15 protein-coding genes are annotated in these 18674 nt (G+C 45.7%); 10 read left to right on the top strand and 5 right to left on the bottom strand.

Translation table 11 applies throughout. The annotated features are described in order from the left end of the window. Window positions 1–36: 36 nt before the first annotated feature. Both R8O70_RS14080 and R8O70_RS14085 read right to left on the bottom strand, forming a co-directional pair. Entirely contained in the window at window positions 37–291 is a 255-nt protein-coding gene (locus R8O70_RS14080) for a hypothetical protein (protein WP_017635936.1), read from the bottom strand. Between the two features lie 169 nt (window positions 292–460). Beyond that, window positions 461–3238, bottom strand: coding sequence for an insulinase family protein (locus tag R8O70_RS14085; protein ID WP_053304161.1), 2778 nt, complete (start codon window positions 3236–3238; stop codon window positions 461–463). A 374-nt stretch (window positions 3239–3612) separates the two neighbouring features. Here R8O70_RS14085 and sixA point away from each other — a divergent pair, with 374 nt between their 5' ends. Beyond that, complete coding sequence (gene sixA / locus R8O70_RS14090) at window positions 3613–4077, top strand: phosphohistidine phosphatase SixA (protein WP_005380537.1); 465 nt, start codon at window positions 3613–3615, stop codon at window positions 4075–4077. A gap of 96 nt (window positions 4078–4173) precedes the next feature. Here the strand turns inward: sixA and smrB are convergent, their stop codons facing one another. Next, a complete protein-coding gene (gene smrB, locus R8O70_RS14095; protein ID WP_005380539.1) occupies window positions 4174–4704 on the bottom strand; it encodes an endonuclease SmrB in 531 nt (176 codons plus the stop codon). 62 nt (window positions 4705–4766) lie between these two features. On the opposite strand from smrB, the gene prmB reads away from it, so the two are divergent. Next, entirely contained in the window at window positions 4767–5699 is a 933-nt protein-coding gene (gene prmB / locus R8O70_RS14100) for a 50S ribosomal protein L3 N(5)-glutamine methyltransferase (RefSeq protein ID WP_005380541.1), read from the top strand. Between the two features lie 180 nt (window positions 5700–5879). Then, window positions 5880–6965 carry a chorismate synthase gene (aroC, locus tag R8O70_RS14105; RefSeq protein WP_258644924.1) on the top strand — a complete coding sequence of 362 codons (1086 nt, stop codon included), beginning with the start codon at window positions 5880–5882 and terminating at the stop codon, window positions 6963–6965. Window positions 6966–7188: 223 nt separating this feature from the next. Here aroC and R8O70_RS14110 read toward each other — a convergent pair whose 3' ends face one another. Next, window positions 7189–7812: a trimeric intracellular cation channel family protein gene (locus tag R8O70_RS14110; RefSeq protein ID WP_065274738.1), complete on the bottom strand. Its 624-nt coding sequence runs from the start codon at window positions 7810–7812 to the stop codon at window positions 7189–7191. Between the two features lie 332 nt (window positions 7813–8144). Between R8O70_RS14110 and R8O70_RS14115 the strand changes: the two genes are divergently transcribed. The 3 genes from R8O70_RS14115 (at window position 8145) to R8O70_RS14125 (ending at window position 9635) form a co-directional block, all read left to right on the top strand. Continuing rightward, window positions 8145–8675 carry an elongation factor P hydroxylase gene (locus R8O70_RS14115; protein ID WP_005380546.1) on the top strand — a complete coding sequence of 177 codons (531 nt, stop codon included), beginning with the start codon at window positions 8145–8147 and terminating at the stop codon, window positions 8673–8675. 25 nt (window positions 8676–8700) lie between these two features. Continuing rightward, on the top strand, window positions 8701–8964 hold the full coding sequence (locus tag R8O70_RS14120; RefSeq protein ID WP_005380548.1) for a YfcL family protein: 264 nt from the start codon (window positions 8701–8703) through the stop codon (window positions 8962–8964). 146 nt (window positions 8965–9110) lie between these two features. Then, entirely contained in the window at window positions 9111–9635 is a 525-nt protein-coding gene (locus R8O70_RS14125) for an NADPH-dependent FMN reductase (RefSeq protein WP_138939541.1), read from the top strand. A gap of 76 nt (window positions 9636–9711) precedes the next feature. On the opposite strand, the gene mnmC is transcribed toward R8O70_RS14125, so the two are convergent. Further along, complete coding sequence (mnmC, locus tag R8O70_RS14130; protein WP_258623388.1) at window positions 9712–11730, bottom strand: bifunctional tRNA (5-methylaminomethyl-2-thiouridine)(34)-methyltransferase MnmD/FAD-dependent 5-carboxymethylaminomethyl-2-thiouridine(34) oxidoreductase MnmC; 2019 nt, start codon at window positions 11728–11730, stop codon at window positions 9712–9714. Between the two features lie 128 nt (window positions 11731–11858). On the opposite strand from mnmC, the gene fabB reads away from it, so the two are divergent. The 4 genes from fabB to R8O70_RS14150 all read left to right on the top strand — a co-directional run. Further along, window positions 11859–13070 carry a beta-ketoacyl-ACP synthase I gene (gene fabB, locus R8O70_RS14135; protein ID WP_213963850.1) on the top strand — a complete coding sequence of 404 codons (1212 nt, stop codon included), beginning with the start codon at window positions 11859–11861 and terminating at the stop codon, window positions 13068–13070. 340 nt (window positions 13071–13410) lie between these two features. Continuing rightward, the gene (locus tag R8O70_RS14140; protein ID WP_258623386.1) at window positions 13411–14544 is read left to right on the top strand and encodes a 4-phosphoerythronate dehydrogenase; all 1134 of its coding nucleotides are present in this window, start codon (window positions 13411–13413) and stop codon (window positions 14542–14544) included. After that, window positions 14541–15554, top strand: a complete 1014-nt coding sequence (locus R8O70_RS14145; RefSeq protein WP_005380562.1) for an aspartate-semialdehyde dehydrogenase — start codon at window positions 14541–14543, stop codon at window positions 15552–15554. Before R8O70_RS14140 ends, R8O70_RS14145 begins: the two co-directional genes overlap by 4 nt. A gap of 197 nt (window positions 15555–15751) precedes the next feature. Beyond that, a partial coding sequence (locus R8O70_RS14150; protein ID WP_318184219.1) for a FimV/HubP family polar landmark protein occupies window positions 15752–18674 on the top strand: 2923 nt, incomplete at its 3' end.

Genomic DNA, 18674 nt, shown 5'->3' on the forward strand with positions numbered 1-18674 from the left:
TGCCAGTGGCAAGCCTTTTTCATAAAGAAGAAATGGTTACTTCTTCTTGTCTTTCTTATCTTTATTGTGGCCTTTACCTGGGTTGTCGTCCCCGTGAACGCTGCTGTTACCTTTTTTGTCTTTATCATTCCACTGCTTTGAAGAGCAATCATCTGAGTTGATAGATACATTGTCTCCGCTAAGGCGCACACAGTCGTCACTTAATTCGAAGCCATCGCCTTTGACTGAGATTTCAGCGTGAGCAGATGCCAATGGCAGTATAAGAGCCACAAGTAAAAGTGCTTTTTTCATGACTACCTCATTAAGTTATTTTTAGTGCGGGGAATTAGAGCATAAGCCGTAATGGCGTAATTTCAATTTTCTGCTAATTATGGTGCCGATTCAATCTATGAGACCGACAATCTCACTGGGCTCTAGGTACATACTTAGTATTCGACAATTTTATTTCTGCGCAACTAGATCACCCCAAGCCGCAATCTTTTGGCCGAAGTTGGAACTCTTCAATTGATCCAATTTCTTGTCCTAGATGGATGCGCGGAGCCTCCGAATGCGCTTGACCTTGAGAGTGCATGATCAAACGATTTGCAGTACGAGGTTTCAATTCGTTCACAACGAAGCGAATCATGTCTGCGCGCGTCAGCTTCTTCAACTCCGCCAGTACCTTGTCACGTTGGTTAAACTCAGTGTCCTTATTTCCTATCGCAACCCAAAGACGTTGAGCCCGTCCTCGAAGTGTGGTGTCCGGCGTTGCTATTTGGTTCCACAAGCCGCGCTTACTGCTGTGCCATTGGTAATCGTTTAACTCTAACAGCACCATATAAAAGGCATTTAAAAACTCATCGATTGAGGTAACCAGCTCGGCCGGTGCTGCATTAGGTGACTGCACATACAGTACAATACCAGGGTGACGATTTAGCGGCATATTGCCAGTGCCTACCATGTAACCTAATTGCTGCTTGGTACGGATTTCATGGAAAAACGTTGCCGACATAAGGTGATTGGCCAATGAGTATAGCGCGATACTACGAGGCTCAATATCCTCGCACTGGTGGTAAATAACGACCGCGGAATCTTGCTGGTTACAATGCACCTCACGTTGAAAACTGCCATTTTTACCTAGCATAATGAGCGGACGAAGTGCCTCTTCATAACGTTGCTCGTTAACTCTTAGAGCATCCTTCAAGGTCGTAGCCATGTCATGGGCTTGCTGGCGTTGCCAGTCTCCGTAAACAAACATTTCAACGTGCAGTTCTGCAAGAATGGATTCTACGAATACCGAGAGTTCATCGACTTCGATTTCTTCTAGCGCTTCGACTAAGGTTGCGAAAGGCGGGTTATTGGGTTGAAGTAACCCAGTAAGTGCGTTAAACAGCTGCGAAATAGGGCGATCTTGTGAAGCATTTCTCCAGTTTCGTAACAGTTGTTGTTTGATGGTTTCAAAGCGAGCAGGGCTGAAATCTCGAGAAGCAAAACGGTGCAGAATCATTTCCAGCAACTGAGGCAGCTTTTGACTGAACCCAGAGAGGGTTAAGGTCACGCCACCTTGGTGAGCGTACATGTTGTAACCCATCCCTGCGATTTCTGCTTGATAGGTTTCTTTTGCTAGCGAATCGAGGAACATCTCTACACATAAGCGCGTTTTGACGATGTTCTTTGGTGATGCAACGGCATGAGAGCTGTCGATAGCGACATAAACGACACCTTTAGGCACGCGAAATTCGTCATCTTGCAAATGCCACAGCCGAAACCCTTCGAGATCCTCAATCAACTCTGGCAGCGAGTCACCATTTTCGAGTGGCATGGGGTCGAGGTCGTAGCAAATATAAGGGTTCTTTTTCGGTAAGACGAATTGCCAGCTTGGATCGATTTGTTGATAGAAACGACGTTGGTCTTCACTAAAAGGCGTGACGGAGTAGGGGGTAAAGTACCATTCGGCAGTACGGTTGTATTCCAGGCCTTTAGCAATCAAAGTGACGCGTACATTATCGATGGTTAAGTATCGCAGCAATGAACGCTGTAACTCCTCATCGTAGCCCGCCATTTTGTAGTCACCATAAACCGTGTCTTCCGGTTGATAGTGCTGCATGTTGATCACCAGATGGCTGACGAGATCCATTGGGCGCGATGGCTCTTGGAAGCGAAAAGCCGATTCTAATACCGCTTGTTTTTCGAGATAGCGCCATTCATCTAACCCGTCTTGTTTGATCATCGAGAGGTATTGAAAAACTGCTTGAACGATATCATCAACATGATCTAAGCCGTTTGGCGTCAGGGTGCAGCTTACGGTAAAGTCTCGGTAGTTACTGCCACTCGCGCCGCCGCCCGCTGAGAGAGAAGTAATCCAGCCTTTTTCTTTGAGTTGAAGCATCAAACTGCCTTCTCCTTCATAACCCAACAGGTGAGCAAAGTAGGAGAGTGGCTTCACGCTATAATGCGCATCCATTCCCGGCATGGGGAATGTGAGAATCAGTTTACGGAACTCTTTGAGCGGCTCGACTTGAACCAAAATGCCCGTGCTTTCCTCAGTGCCTATCGGTACATCAATCGATTTTCCACGAAGGCGGTGATTTGGGATGTCGGCAAACATGGTTTCTACCCAAGCTTGCTGTTCATCGAGCGACTGTGGCCCAAATAGAGTCAGTGTCATCAAATCGGCGGAATACTGAGAGTGGTGAAACTCTACAATTTCGTCGCGGATGGATTTACCATCTCGGTCGCCAAGAGTATCTAAGTTTCCGACAGAGAATTTTGAAAACGGGTGCTCTGGATTGATGACTTCTTTGTTAACTTGATACAGGCGACGAGAATCATCATTAAGTTTGAGCTTGTATTCGGAGTCGACAGCCTGTCGCTCTTTGTCTAATGCTTCTTCGTTAAACAAAGGTGCGGTAAAGAATTGGCTAAATCGATCTAAGGCACTTTCAAAGGCATTTGGAGCAATATTGAAAAAGAAACAAGTGTGCTCTGTACCAGTCCAAGCGTTGTTTGTTCCACCGTGTTGGCTAATATAGCTTTGAAACTCGCCCACTTTAGGGTATTTTTCCGTACCCAAAAAAAGCATGTGTTCTAAATAGTGTGCCAGACCTTGGCGATCGTTTGGGTCGTCGAAGTGTCCAACGTTCACTGCCAGAGCAGCTGCCGACTGTTGAGCTGTATCGGAATGAATCAGCAGTACACGCAGTTCATTGCTCAAGGTAATGTAGCGGTATTGATTTGAATCGTTAGGACTTAGATGCACGATGCGTCTCCAGATTTCGCATTACAGTAATTTAGGCTCCCCTCGCGGGGGGCGCAAAGTTTGCGTTTCGACAAATACTGCTTGCCGTATTTTTGTTATTCGTAGACTTCTGCACAGGCCCATCGCGTTTGCGTATGGGGAAGAACTGTTTGAGTGAATGCTCTGAACTCATTGCACAGTTAAATAGTGTGATGAACTGAGTACATTCTTTTAATAGATTGTTAAGAAAGTCGCTATCTTTAACAAGCGAATTGGTATAATGAACAGATAATTATATCAGTATTTTTGTTTCGTCATTGTTAAAGTTAGCCCCGTCTATCCAATAAAGATAGCAGTCAACCTTTTGGTAGCGTTAGCTATCCCTAGGAAATAACATGAAAATATTCATCATGCGTCACGGTGAAGCCGAGCATTTTGCAGATTCAGACGCAGCACGACAATTGACCCCAAGAGGCAGAGTCGAATCAGAAGCGGTTGCGAGAGCCTGTAAAGAACAGGGTTTTGCGCAATTCGATAAAGTGTTGGTGAGTCCGTACATTAGAGCTCAACAAACTTGGCAAGAGATCAGTGCGTATTTCTCTGCAAAAAGCATTGAAACTTGTGAAGATATTACACCTTATGGCCAGTCCGAGCATGTCTTCGATTTCGCAAGTGCATTAATCGAAGTCGAACAATTGGACTCGCTTTTGTTCGTATCGCATTTGCCTTTGGTCGGTTATCTGACTTCAGAGTTTGTAAAAGACATGACACCACCGATGTTTCCTACATCAGGGCTAGTGTGCATTGAATATGATTTACAAACACAAAATGGTGAAGTGCTTTGGCATATTACGCCATAAGTGTCTAAACCAAAATAAGCGTTTGCAAATTAGAGACAGAATAAGAAAGGCAGGAGATCCCTGCCTTTTCGTTTCGTCGTGTATACAGCAAGCTTGTTACTTTTCAGGAATTGAAAGCAACACTAACAACGCACCATCACCACCAAATTCTAGTGGCGCTTGGTGAAAAGCCATAACGTCAGGATGCTGTGCTAACCAAAGTGGGGCTTTCTGTTTCAGGATGTGTTTCCCAATACCATGTTGCACACACGCACAATGAATCTCGTTTTTGATGCAATAGGCTATCATCGCACCAAGCTCGCGTTTTGCTTCTTGCTGTGTCATGCCGTGCATATCGAGGAACACGTCCGGTACATACACGCCACGACGTAGACGTTTGACTTCATAAGTGGAGACGTCGTCACGTGCATAACGAGTTGGACCTTCATCGTTTAATAGAGGGACAAACTCGTCTGAAAAGTAAAATTCAGAGTCACTCGCTTCACGGTTGGAGCGCTTGATTTCTTTTTGCTTAGTATTTTTTTTTGGTTGCTGGATTATGGTATCCTGTCGCAACTTTTTTACGCCCTGTACTGCTTCCTGAAACAAGGCGAAATCGTCATCGTTCTCGGTGTCTTTTTTGCTCATTAGGTAAACAATTTCATTAATAAACTTTATTGGCAGTATTGTAGCGCTTTTCGGAGGCAATTTTGGATAAGATTTTTGTAGAAGAAGCGGTATCGGAACTGCATACCCTTCAAGATATGATTCGTTGGACGGTAAGCCGCTTTAATGCAGCGAACCTGTTTTACGGTCATGGTACTGATAATGCGTGGGATGAAGCAGTTCAGCTTATCCTGCCAACCTTATACTTGCCGATTGATGTGCCTCCGCACGTATTGAACTCTCGCCTAACGACAAGCGAGCGTCTGCGTATTGTTGAGCGCGTAGTAAAACGCATCAACGAGCGTACGCCAACAGCGTACCTAACAAACAAAGCATGGTTCTGCGGTCTTGAGTTCTTCGTTGATGAGCGTGTACTTGTGCCACGTTCTCCTATCGGCGAATTGATTCAAGCGGAATTCCAACCTTGGTTGGTGGAAGAGCCTACGCGCATCATGGACCTATGTACGGGTTCTGGTTGTATCGCGATTGCTTGTGCGCACGCTTTCCCTGAAGCAGAAGTGGATGCTATCGACATCTCTACAGATGCTCTACAAGTGGCTGAGCAAAACGTACAAGATCACGGCATGGAGCAGCAAGTGTTCCCAATTCGCTCTGATTTGTTCCGTGATCTTCCAAAAGAGAAATACAATCTAATCGTGTCCAACCCACCATATGTGGATGAAGAAGACATGAACAGCCTGCCAGATGAGTTCACGCATGAGCCTGAGCTTGGTTTAGCTGCGGGTACGGATGGTCTAAAACTAGTGCGTCGTATTCTTGCTAACGCGCCAGATTATCTAACAGATAACGGCATTCTTATTTGTGAAGTCGGAAACTCAATGATTCATATGATGGAACAGTATCCAGAGATTCCATTTACTTGGATTGAGTTCGAGAACGGCGGTCATGGCGTATTTATGCTAACGCGTGACCAGCTGGTTGAGTGTGCAGAAGAGTTTAAACTGTACAAAGACTAATAGAGTCTTGCACTAAACATCAAAACACCGAGCTTTATGCTCGGTGTTTTTTTTATGCATACCTCGCCGATATTAACTCTTTACATCAAAACGTAATAAAGCCACTATGAATCCACGAAGAATTGGAAAGCAGCTATGCTCTGTTTTGAGAGAGCGTGGCGATAAAAACTTGAGGAAGTAATGGCAGGAAACAGTATCGGACAACATTTCCGAGTGACGACATTCGGGGAAAGTCACGGTATCGCACTGGGATGTATCGTAGACGGATGTCCTCCGGGGTTGGAAATTACAGAAGCAGATCTACAAATCGATCTCGACCGCCGTCGTCCAGGCACATCACGTTACACCACACAACGTCGTGAACCGGATGAAGTTAAAATTCTTTCTGGCGTTTTTGAAGGCAAAACCACGGGCACATCGATCGGTTTGCTAATTGAAAACACCGATCAGCGCTCAAAAGACTACTCTGACATCAAAGATAAGTTCAGACCGGGTCATGCTGATTACACTTACCACCAAAAATACGGCATCCGCGACTATCGCGGTGGCGGCCGTTCTTCAGCTCGTGAAACCGCAATGCGTGTGGCGGCTGGTGCAATCGCGAAGAAATACTTAAAAGATGAGTTTGGTGTTGAGATTCGTGCTTACTTGTCACAAATGGGTGATGTATCTATCGACAAGGTAGATTGGAGCGAAATCGAGAACAATGCATTCTTCTGCCCTGATGCTGACAAAGTAGAAGCATTTGACCAACTTATCCGTGACCTGAAAAAAGAAGGCGACTCTATTGGCGCAAAAATCCAGGTTATGGCAACTAACGTGCCTGTTGGTCTCGGGGAACCCGTATTTGACCGTCTGGATGCAGACATCGCGCACGCACTAATGAGCATCAACGCGGTGAAAGGCGTAGAAATCGGAGACGGTTTCGAGGTGGTAAACCAAAAAGGCAGTCAGCACCGTGATACGCTTGCTCCTGAAGGTTTTGGTAGTAATCATGCGGGTGGCATTCTTGGTGGTATCTCGACTGGTCAAGACATTGTCGCAAACATTGCGCTTAAGCCAACATCAAGTATCACTGTGCCGGGTGAGACCATCACAAAAGAAGGTGAACCAACTCAGTTGATCACCAAAGGTCGTCATGACCCATGTGTGGGTATTCGTGCTGTGCCTATCGCAGAAGCGATGCTGGCAATTGTGGTGATGGATCATTTACTACGCCACCGTGGTCAAAACCATGGCGTAACAACTGAAACACCGAAGATTTAAGAGCTTTGTGTCATTCCAGCGAGCTATAGCGAGACTAGGAATCTAATTTCAGCACGATGAAAAGAGAAAGAAACATCTCTGACAACAGAGTGCTCGGATAATAGATCCTGAATCATGCTCCTTCGTCGCTGTTCAGGATGACTGAATATAAAATTATGCCACTCACTGAATCGCGGGTGGCACAATTTTATCAGGCAACCTTTTTTGTTTAAGTAGTTTTTGCTTAATGAATCGAGCCTTCGGTTTCCAAATGGAAAGAAGGCAGACGCCACTTAAAGCGTACCGCAGCCATACGCAACATGTAACCAGTAACCAGTGTAATAATAGTGGCAGTGACTTCGGGAACATTGAATTCTAATAGCGCTAAGTACATTCCTGATGCGATAAGAGCGACAGAAGCGTAAAGCTCTTCATGCAGTACCAATGGTGTTTGGCGACAGATTAAGTCGCGAAGTAGCCCACCGAATACACCCGTTACTAACGCTGAAACCATACAAATACCAGGGTGCAAGCCCATGCCCATCGCAATTTTTGTTCCGATGATGCTGAATACGATTAGACCTAACGCATCAAGGCGAATGAACAGGCCTTTTAGCTTAATCACCCATTTCGCTAAACCTGTTGTTAGCACACCTGCAACACACGTAATTGCAAGGAACTCTGGGTTTTTTACCCAACCAAGAGGGTAGTGGCCTAATAGAATGTCACGTACGGTGCCACCACCAATGGCCGTTGCGCTGGCCACCAACATAACACCAAACCAGTCCATCTTTCTTCTACCAGCACTTAACGCACCTGTCATGGCTTCAGCCGTGATACCAATGATATACAACACACTTAGCAACATAGGGAAACACTCAACGTAAAAAGTCACTACGTTCTACGAGAATCAGCGTAGGCGAAGTAACAACACTTACAAACGGTTCTATCTCTCTTAAAAAGTGATTAAAACCAGCAACATGCTTGTAATCAAACGGCTTAAAAATAGCGGTTTGAACGACATCAAAATAAGGCGAGAGTGTAGTGGTAAATAAGTACGCTGACGAATGAGAAATTGTATGGAGAAAGCGATGTTCAGATAAATTCAACTAATAACCAAAAATGTGGGGTTGCCTTTACCTCATAGCTAAAAACAGCGACAATATGCAGCGCATGTCAAACTGAAGTACAAACTCGACGATGACCCACGAATACCAAGACTTAATCACCATTTTTAATGACACCTTTTTAGAACAATTTAATACGAAATTAGAGTTAGGTGGTGATGAGCCTATTTATCTTCCTGCTGATGATGAACACCCTCATCATCGGATTATTTTTGCTCGGGGTTTTTACGCCTCTGCTTTACACGAGATCTCGCATTGGTGTGTGGCTGGTCCAGAGCGTCGTTTGCTGGAAGATTTTGGTTATTGGTATGAACCCGATGGGCGAACAGCAGAAGTTCAAGCGGAGTTTGAGAAAGTTGAAGTGCGACCTCAAGCTTATGAATGGATTCTGGCACAAAGCGCTGGCTTCCCTTTTACGGTGAGTTGTGACAATCTACACGGCGATTTTGAACCAGATAGGCTCGGCTTTATGAAAAAAGTGCATAAAGAAGTGCTAGGTATTTTGGACGTTGGCTTGCCTTTGCGAGTGAAAATGCTTTCTGATGCCCTGCGCGCATTTTATCAAACTAAGCCACTGGAAGCGTCGGACTTTTGCGTTAAATAACCACTAATAACCTCAGAGATACACCATGATTATTGAATTTGAAGAAAAACTACTGGAACTGATTGATGCTCGAATTGAAACAGCATCTGACGATGAATTGTTTGCTGGTGGTTATTTACGTGGTCACATCTCTTTATCCGCGGCGTCTTGTGAAGAAGAAGGGATTAGCGATATTACTGAGCTGAAGTCACGCATTGAGAGCAGCTTAGAAGATGCGCGTACCGAGTTAAGCCCGGCCGATCGCGTGATTGTCAGTGATTTGTGGCAAGAGCTCCAGGCTCAGGCTTAATCCCTAAGCAGCGTTCTCCCTTTATTTAATCCTAGCAATTTACTACTTCGAAAAATTCGAACCTTTCCATAAAATTTTTGTGGTTGTAGCGAAACTGTTCAACTTTTATTCTGATCAGCATAAAACGTGAACAAAGGATTACAACCATGAAAATTGTCGCATTTGGTGCATCTACCAGCTCTACCTCAATCAACAAACTACTTGCTACATACGCAGCAAATCAAGTCGAAGGCGCTCAAGTGAATGTTCTAGACTTAAACGATTATCAAGCGCCAATGTTTAGCGAGGACAAAGAGAAAGAAATAGGTCAAGCTGAAGGGGCTGTCGCGTTTTTACGTGACTTGGCGAAGGCTGACGCTATCGTTGTTTCCTTCGCAGAGCATAACGGTTCGTACCCAGCGGCCTATAAAAACTTGTTCGATTGGGCGACGCGCATTGAGCGTAATGTATTTCAAAACAAACCTGTCGTTTATTTAGCAACTTCCCCAGGTCCCGGTGGTGCACAAAGTGTTCTTGCGGCGGCGACAGGTTCTGCTCAATTTTTTGGCGCGGATGTAAAGGCATCGTTATCTGTGCCGAGCTTCTACGAAAATTTTGACGTGGAATCGGGTAAGGTTGTAAACCCAGAAGTGGCAGAGCAAGTGAAACAGGCAGTTGCACTGCTGAAGTAATCTCAGTACGAGCGACTTAATGAGTTAGCGATTCCCGACACGTGTCTGTGTCGGGAATTAAAACGAGAGAATACTCTTACAGCTCGGTAATGGCTTTGCCTTTTCTTAGTTTACGAACCCACATTCGACTTGGGTGAAGTTCGGTCAATACATCAACAGGTAATGGCAGCGGGTCCCCACAGATCTGGGAGGCCAACACTTCAGCTAATAATGGTGCAGAGCTCAGTCCACGAGATCCTAAACCTAAGAAGCAGAATAGGTTAGGGTACTGATGAATGGTTTCTACCTCTTCTTCTTTTTGATTTTGTAAGTTGGCGTATTGCGTTTTGATCGTCTCAAAGTCACCCACATTTCCGACAAATGGTAAGTGATCTCGGCTAACACAACGAATACCTTGGCGAGATTGATTACCAGTGATATCTACCTCTTTTGCCCATGTTTGATTCGGTACACATTTCACTAGCTTTTCCGCATTATCTTTTTGGGCGTTTTCATCAAATTCGTAGTCAAGGTGACTGCGGTCGTAGCTTGCACCGATACACAAGTGTTGATTACTTGGGTTAACAGGTGTCATGTAACCGTCGTAACACAACACCGTTTTCAGCTGACTCAGCGTTTCGGTTGCTGGCGCATGACTGACTTGTCCTTTCACTTGTCCCATTGGTAGGGAAGCGGTTTGACTCAATGTCTGGAACTCATGGCCGTTCGCAATTACAACCGTTGAGTGCTCAAATGTTTGACCACTCGCCGTTAGTAGCCAGAGCTGACGCTTTTCATCCCAATCTAATGCCTCAACATGGTGTTCAAACTTCGTTGAGAGTAACGACGTCTGCTCCAATTGTTTAATTAACCCACGAGTTAACTCGGCAGGGCACAGCCACCCTCCCATTGGGTAGTGCACAGATGCCATATCAATAGGTAACCCGATAGTGTTCGCAGTCTCCTCGGCGGACAGCTTGTGAATGAGCTCTGGTGTGAAGTTACCCGCAAGTATTTTCTCCAGTTTGTCTGTGGATTTGTCATCCCACATCAACTGAGTCACACCACACCAGTCATGATCAAAATCGATCTCTTGTGCTGCTTGTTCAACAAACTGACGTGCGAACAAAAATGCAGGAGCAAACACTCGTGAAACACCCGTGTGCGGGCCATTAAGCAGTGGATAAACGGCTCCTTGTCGATTGCCTGAAGCTCCTTTGGCTGGTTGTTTGTCTTTACAGTAAAGGGTGACGTTTTGGCCACGACGAACTAACGTTTTCGCTAACGCCGCGCTAGCTATACCACCACCAATGATGGCAATCGAATCAAGATTGCTAGATGCTGAGCGATTGAACCAAGGGAGATGGTTCGACTGCTTTTCACGTTGCTCCATAGAGCCGGCGATCATTTCTCGCTTAGTGCCGAAACCTTTCACCTTTTTCATTGTAAAGCCAGCTTCGTTCAAACCACGACGTACAAAGCCTGCTGCGGTAAACGTGGCAACTGTACAATCTTGCTTGGCTAGCTTTGCCATGTTGTTGAACAGGCCTTGGTTCCACATTTCTGGGTTTTTGCTTGGCGCGAATCCATCTAAGAACCAAGCATCAATCAAACCTTGTTCGTTGTATGGAACTTGCGGCATGCAGTCTTTAATGTCACCAAACCAAAGGTCGAGTGTGATTGCGCCGTCTTCTAAAACAATGCGATGACACTCCGGCACAGCGGCAGGGTAGTGCTTTTGTAACTTTTCCGCGTACTCAGCTAGCTCAGGCCAAGCTTCATGCGCCTTCTTTAAATCGGCTTTGCTTAATGGGTATTTTTCAAAGCTAATAAAATGCAGCTCTTTCAATGTTGCGTCCGGATGCTGACGACGAAACTCACTAAACCACTGGCATACTGCTAAGAAGTTTAATCCCGTGCCAAATCCTGTTTCACCAATGACAAAACGTCTTTGGTCAAATTCCTGCCATCTTTCTGGGAGATGATTTTGTTTTAAGAAAACGTAGCGTGTCTCTTCAAGACCGTTTACGTTAGAGAAGTAAACATCATCAAATTGGTCTGAAACCGGAGTACCAGCTTCGTTCCAACCAAGTTCTGCGTTTTTTATTGAAGTCATAATGGTGCAAATTTGTGATTTGGCGCGGTAAGAATGGGGCGATTGTACGAATTTATGGGAAAGCTGACCACTTTTGTTGACTATCTTAGTTATCATCTAGCGGATTTTTGAATTATAGGAATGTCATAATGAAACGAGTCGTAATCACCGGTATGGGTATTGTTTCAAGTATCGGTAACAACGTCGAAGAAGTTCTAGCGTCTCTTAAAGCGGGCAAATCTGGCATCACTGCATCTGAGCAGTTCAAAGAACACGGTCTTCGTTCGCAAGTATGGGGTGACCTAAAAATCAACCCGGCGGAACACATCGACCGTAAGCAGATGCGCTTTATGGGTGATGCGGCTGCTTATGCATACCTATCAATGGAGCAGGCAATCGCAGACGCTGGTCTTACAGAAGAGCAGGTTTCAAACGATCGTACCGGTATCGTTGCAGGTTCTGGCGGTGCTTCTGCATACAATCAAACGGTAGCGACAGACACGATGCGTGCAAAAGGCGTAAAGCGCGTTGGTCCTTACATGGTTCCTCGTACTATGTCTTCTACTGTTTCTGCTTGTCTTGCTACGCCATTTAAGATTCGTGGCGTGAACTACTCAATGAGCTCTGCATGTGCAACATCTGCACACTGTATCGGCCATGCTATGGAGCTTATTCAACTAGGCAAACAAGATATTGTTTTTGCTGGTGGCGGCGAAGAGCTAGATTGGTCTCAAACTATGATGTTTGATGCGATGGGCGCACTGTCAACCAAATACAATGACACGCCAGACAAAGCATCTCGCACATACGATTCAGACCGTGACGGTTTTGTTATCTCGGGCGGCGGCGGCATGCTGGTTATTGAAGAACTAGAGCACGCACTGGCACGTGGCGCGAAAATCTACGGTGAAATCGTAGGTTACGGTGCGACATCAGATGGCTACGACATGGTAGCGCCATCAGGTGAAGGTGCAATTCGTTGTATGAAGATGGCGATGCAAGACGTTGATGGTGTGGATTACATCAACACGCACGGTACATCGACACCCGTTGGTGACGTGAAAGAGCTTGGTGCTATCCAACAATTGTTTGGTGAGAACAGCCCTGCAATCTCTGCAACAAAAGCAATGACTGGTCACGCACTCGGCGCAGCGGGCGTGCACGAAGCGATTTACTCAACACTTATGCTAGACAAAAACTTCATTGCTCCAAGCATCAATATTTCAAACTTGGACGAAGCAGCACAAGGTCTGGACATCGTGACAGAAGCACGTGATGCAGAGCTAACGACCGTAATGTCAAACAGCTTTGGCTTTGGCGGCACAAACGCAACTTTGGTTATTAAAAAGTACCAAGGTTAACTGAATTTGTTGGCGCCTTGCGAGAGTACTGTAAACGCCAACAATCCAGTTTCCAGAGCTTGATCAGTCACACTGATCGAACAGACGCAGACTCTATCCCATGGAGAGCGGGATAGGATCCTTTTGTTCTGGAACTTTGCCCGGCTATTTAGCCGGGCTTTTTCTTTTCTCTGTTTCTGCTTTTCTCTAGGCTTCCCGTCAATCGATTCTATAGGAGTTACCTCCTTGAGGTTTATTGGTGTTATATCTTGAGATTTTTCGGGAAAAGGGCACAATCGCTTTAGTTTCGCATCTTGCGAATAAACGAACTCTTACAAATGGATGTTAGAACGCTGGCGCTATGAAAATTATTGTTGATGAAAATATGCCGTATGCTGAAGAACTATTCAGCCAACTCGGTAACGTAATTCTAAAACCAGGTCGTACACTGACCGCCGATGATTTAGTGGATGTTGATGCCCTAATGATTCGCTCAGTCACCAAAGTGAATGCTGACCTGATCAGCAAAGCAAACAAGCTGAAGTTTGTTGGTACGGCCACGGCAGGCATGGATCATGTTGACCAAGCACTCTTAAAAGAGAAAGGCATTTTCTTCACTGCGGCGCCAGGGTGTAACAAAGTGGGTGTGGCGGAATACGCGTTCAGCGTGATGATGGTGCTCGCTCAGCAACAAGGTTTCTCGATATTTGACAAGACGGTAGGTATTATTGGTGCAGGCCAAGTAGGTAGCTACCTAGAGAAATGTTTGAAAGGCATGGGTATTAAAGTTCTGATCAATGACCCATTCAAACAAGAGGCTGGTGATCCTCGTAGCTTTACTCCGCTGACAGAACTGATTGAAAGCTCAGACATCATTACACTACATACGCCAATCACCAAAGATGGCCCATACCCAACGCATCATTTGATTGATGAGAAGGTATTAAATGGTCTCCGCAGCGATCAAATTTTGATTAACGCGGCTCGAGGTCCCATCGTTGACAACGCTGCTTTGAAGCAACGTCTTTTGAAAAACGATGGCTTTACAGCGGCACTCGACGTATTTGAATTTGAACCAGAGGTTGATATGGAGCTTCTGCCTCTGCTAGCATTCGCAACCCCTCACGTTGCAGGCTACGGCTTGGAAGGGAAAGCTCGCGGTACAACGATGATTTTCAACAGCTACTGTGAGTTCTTAAATAACGAATTACGTGCGCATGCCAGCGATTTACTGCCAACCGCGCCTGTTCCTACTATGGTATTGGACAGAGCTTGGGACGAAGCAACACTGCATAACATCACGCAGTTAATCTATGATGTGCGTAGAGATGACGCTCTTTTCCGCCGTGAAATCAGTAAGCCAGGCGCTTTTGACCTGATGCGTAAAAACTACTGGGATCGCCGTGAATACAGCGCTGTCACGCTAGTGGGTAACAAAACATGTAACCTTGCTCCATTAGCAGAACTAGGTTTTCAGATTGAGGTAAGTCAATGAGCCAGCAATATAATGTTGCCATTTTAGGTGCGACCGGTGCGGTCGGTGAAACAATTTTGGATGTGCTTCAAGAGCGCAAATTCCCAGTAGGCGAAATCTTCCTACTCGCGAGTGAGCGCAGCGAAGGCAAGACTTATCGCTTCAATGGTAAAACGGTACGCGTTCAAAACGTAGAAGAGTTCGATTGGTCTCAAGCGCATATCGCACTGTTTTCTGCTGGTGGTGAGCTATCAGCCAAGTGGGCTCCAATTGCCGCTGATGAAGGCGTGATTGTTATCGACAATACATCACACTTCCGTTACGAGTACGACATTCCTCTTGTTGTGCCTGAAGTAAACCCAGAAGCGATTGCAGAGTTTCGTAACCGTAACATCATTGCGAACCCGAACTGTTCAACCATCCAAATGCTGGTGGCACTAAAACCAATTCACGATGCGGTGGGTATTGAGCGTATTAACGTATCAACTTACCAATCGGTGTCTGGTGCAGGCAAAGCGGGTATCGATGAGCTAGCAGGTCAAACGGCGAAGCTGCTAAACGGTCTGCCTGCAGACAAGAAGCAATTCTCTCAACAGATCGCGTTTAACTGTATTCCACAAATCGATCAAATGATGGAAAACGGCTACACCAAAGAAGAAATGAAAATGGTGTGGGAAACACAGAAGATCTTTAACGATCCATCAATCACAGTCAATCCAACGTGTGTACGTGTTCCTGTATTCTACGGTCACGCAGAAGCACTTCACATTGAGACTCGTTCACCTATCGATGCACAAGAAGTCGTTAACTTGCTTGAACAAACTGACGGTATCGAAGTGTTCCACGGTGAAGACTTCCCTACACAAGTTCGCGATGCGGGCGGTAAAGACCATGTAATGGTTGGCCGTATCCGTAACGATATCAGCCATCATAGCGGCGTAAACCTGTGGGTTGTTGCTGATAACGTGCGTAAAGGCGCGGCAACTAACGCGGTGCAAATCGCAGAAGTTCTGATCCGCGATTACTACTAAGTCGCTTACAGTTCATTTCAAAGCCTCGCACAGTGCGAGGCTTTTTTGTACGAACGAAACAAAATAGTGTGAGATTAGTACGAATATGGCGAGAGCCACACATTTTTTATTCTCAACGCTATAGTTTTGCATGCGATATCCGATATATTTAACCGATCACCATTTCAAATTGTATTTAGCACAAAACTGAGCCTTCTATGCGTCAAAATTATAAGCGTTTGTTAGCAGCCCTTGTGTTGATGAGCGCGACTCAGACATCATCAGTGGTTCAAGCCGAAGGAATTCGTCTTGTTGGACCGTCTGGTGAAGTGCAATCATCTCCGAGCTATGCTGAAGATATTGAGCGAGCATTACCTGCTCCTCCTGCGAATACTCAACCGTCACGTTTCTTTGGTCCGACTGGTGAAAATCAAACACTATGGTCGATCGCTTCAGAATTACGACCTTCACGCGGTGTTACCGTTCAACAAACGCTTCTTGCCATTTACCGAATTAACCCTCAAGCGTTTGAGAACCAAAACATTCATGAATTGATCCCAGGTAGTCGGCTACGAGTACCTTCTCTAGAGCAAGTGCAAAGCGCGACCACAGCGCAAGCTGTTGCGATTATGAAGGCGCATGAAGCTAAGTTAAAACAGCCGAAGCCGACAAATAGAGCGACGCCAGCACAACGAGTCACCGAGCAACCAAAGCCACAAATTAAAGTAGAACCCAAGCCTGCGACTAAGCCAGAGACAGTGGCAGCAACGGAGCCAAAACCAACTCCGAAAACAATACCCGTCATCCCTGCGCCACCAGTAACCACCTCTCCGCAGGGTGAAAAGCAGGTCAGTGCGCTAAAGGACAAACTTCAAGGCTCACAAAGTGAATTAGACTCATTAGAAGAGAAGAACCATCGTCTTCGATTGATGCTGTCAGAAGTGCAAAGCGAAGTCGAAACTTTGAAAAGCGAGCTGAATGACGAAGAACGCATTCGCTCAGAAGTCGAGAAACTGCTTGCTGAAGAGCGCCAGCGCCTTGCTGAACAACAACGCATGCAACCAAGCACCATGGACAAAATTTTGTCGAATGGTTGGCTTGTTGGTCTTGCGGCATTAATTCCTGGTGCTTTGCTCGCCTTGCTAGTCGTTATGCTGCTTGGTCGACGCTCTAAAGCGAGAGAAGAAGCGGTTGAGCAGGAACAGCAAAACGTTGATCCTCTTGCAGCGCCAATCGGTTTAGCGGCGGCGGATGAGCTGGATGAAGAGCTCACGCTTGATGATGAATTGTTTGCAGATGAAGATATCAACACACAGTCTTTACAAGAAGAGAAGTCAGATTTAGAAGAAGACGTCTTTGCTAACCTCGACGATGAAGAACTGGATTTCAATCTGGAAGGGGACGATGACCCATTTGCAGATATTGGCGATGACGGCGACCTAGATGTTGGTCTGGATGAGTTTGAGTCATCGAACAATGGTATCCAAGTCAACGGCGAAGAAAAAGCGCTTGGTTTAGAAGAAATGGAGCGAGCCTTAGATGAGGTTGCTCCAGAACTAGAAGTGCTCGATGACGATGAGTCTGGCTTCGATCTTTCGGATGATGTGAATGAGAAATCAGACTCGCTTTCAGACGACGCATTTGCCGAGTTACTTGCAGCCGATGAGCCGTCAGAAGAGTTACCAAGTGACACTGTCGACCAGGATATGCTTGATGACTTGTTTGCTGAACTTGGCAACGATGACTTCGATTTAGATACTGATGAGCCTGAGTTAAAACAGCCTGTTTCGGATGATGACTTTAGTGTAGGAGAGGCATCTGACGACGATATCGATAAGCTATTGGCCCAGTATGAACAACCGGCTAGCGAATCGGAAGTTCGAGAAGCTGACGCCAATGAAGGTCCTGTTCTAGATGAAAACAGTACAGAGCTACTCGATGAACTCATTGATTTTGATGAAGATGACACAGACGAGTTTGATCCACTAAACGAGCTAGAAGCAATCTCTGGTTTTGAAGGTGATGACTCGATCGAAGAGTTAGACGCAGATAGCACAGACTTACTGGATGAACTCATTGATGATGTTACCTCTGAACTTGATGAAGAGACTGAAGCTGATTTAGATCCGTTTGATGATCTGATTCGAGAGGACGAGAGCCCAGAGCAGAATAAATCGGAAGAGGAAGAGTTACTGAAATCACTTGGTTTTGGTGAGCCAGACGCCGACGAAAAGCCATCTTCCGTAGTTGAGTCAGAACAAACTCATGAAGATCAGGACATTGAGTCTGGATTGGACATCGACGCTTTATTAAGTGAAAGCCAACCAGACACGCAACAAGCTGCAAAAGAGCAACCATTAACCGAGCCAGAGGCTGCTTCAGAGCCATTTAGCAACGATGAATTTCTTGGTGATTTAGAGGACCTCTCACCAGAGAATGATCCTTTAATGAGCGAGCTAGACGACCTATTTGAGTCAGACAGTGAAGAACTTCTGCCAACAGAACAAGAAAAAGCGGATTTTTCTGCTGAACTTGACGCTCTATTTGATAGTGAAGACGATTTACCGCAGCAAGTTGAAAAAACACAAACGGAGATAGAGGAAGCTTCATCACTACAACAAGAGGCTACCGATACTGATTCAACACAAGAACCATCCGTGGAGTCCGGTGCTGAGGTACAGCCTCACGTTGAGCAAGAGGAAGACATTCCAGCCTTCACGCCGACACCAAATACAATAGAAAATGAATTCGGTGTTCCACAAGAAGAAGATTGGCTACTGGATGAGCCTGAATTGGAGCCGGAAACTGAGTCGACCAACGATTCAGAAGAAGAATTCAATTTTGATGAGCTAGATCTTCCAGAATTCAGCGAAGAAGATGCTCTAGCATCTATGGCTGGCGAACCTGCGTTAGAAACGTCCGAGTCCGTTGAACCAGAACAAATTGAAGCCGACTTACCAGCTGAGTCCGAAGAAGAGTTCAATTTTGACGAGCTGGATCTTCCTGAGTTTAGTGAAGAAGATGCTCTAGCATCTATGGCTGGCGAACCTACGTTAGAAACGTCCGAGTCCGTTGAGTCAGAACAAGTTGAAGCAGGCTTACCAACTGAATCAGAAGATGAGTTCAATTTTGACGAGCTGG

Origin of the sequence: Vibrio sp. 779(2023) (genome assembly GCF_033344285.1) — a bacterium.
Lineage (GTDB): Bacteria > Pseudomonadota > Gammaproteobacteria > Enterobacterales > Vibrionaceae > Vibrio > Vibrio alginolyticus.

Bases quoted from the DNA above. Each gene is read 5' to 3' on its own strand.
- R8O70_RS14080 (WP_017635936.1), bottom strand. From the start codon at position 291: ATGAAAAAAGCACTTTTACTTGTGGCTCTTATACTGCCATTGGCATCT.
- sixA (WP_005380537.1), top strand. From the start codon at position 3,613: ATGAAAATATTCATCATGCGTCACGGTGAAGCCGAGCATTTTGCAGAT.
- smrB (WP_005380539.1), bottom strand. From the start codon at position 4,704: ATGAGCAAAAAAGACACCGAGAACGATGACGATTTCGCCTTGTTTCAG.
- aroC (WP_258644924.1), top strand. From the start codon at position 5,880: ATGGCAGGAAACAGTATCGGACAACATTTCCGAGTGACGACATTCGGG.
- R8O70_RS14110 (WP_065274738.1), bottom strand. From the start codon at position 7,812: ATGTTGCTAAGTGTGTTGTATATCATTGGTATCACGGCTGAAGCCATG.
- R8O70_RS14115 (WP_005380546.1), top strand. From the start codon at position 8,145: ATGACCCACGAATACCAAGACTTAATCACCATTTTTAATGACACCTTT.
- R8O70_RS14120 (WP_005380548.1), top strand. From the start codon at position 8,701: ATGATTATTGAATTTGAAGAAAAACTACTGGAACTGATTGATGCTCGA.
- R8O70_RS14125 (WP_138939541.1), top strand. From the start codon at position 9,111: ATGAAAATTGTCGCATTTGGTGCATCTACCAGCTCTACCTCAATCAAC.
- mnmC (WP_258623388.1), bottom strand. From the start codon at position 11,730: ATGACTTCAATAAAAAACGCAGAACTTGGTTGGAACGAAGCTGGTACT.
- fabB (WP_213963850.1), top strand. From the start codon at position 11,859: ATGAAACGAGTCGTAATCACCGGTATGGGTATTGTTTCAAGTATCGGT.
- R8O70_RS14140 (WP_258623386.1), top strand. From the start codon at position 13,411: ATGAAAATTATTGTTGATGAAAATATGCCGTATGCTGAAGAACTATTC.
- R8O70_RS14145 (WP_005380562.1), top strand. From the start codon at position 14,541: ATGAGCCAGCAATATAATGTTGCCATTTTAGGTGCGACCGGTGCGGTC.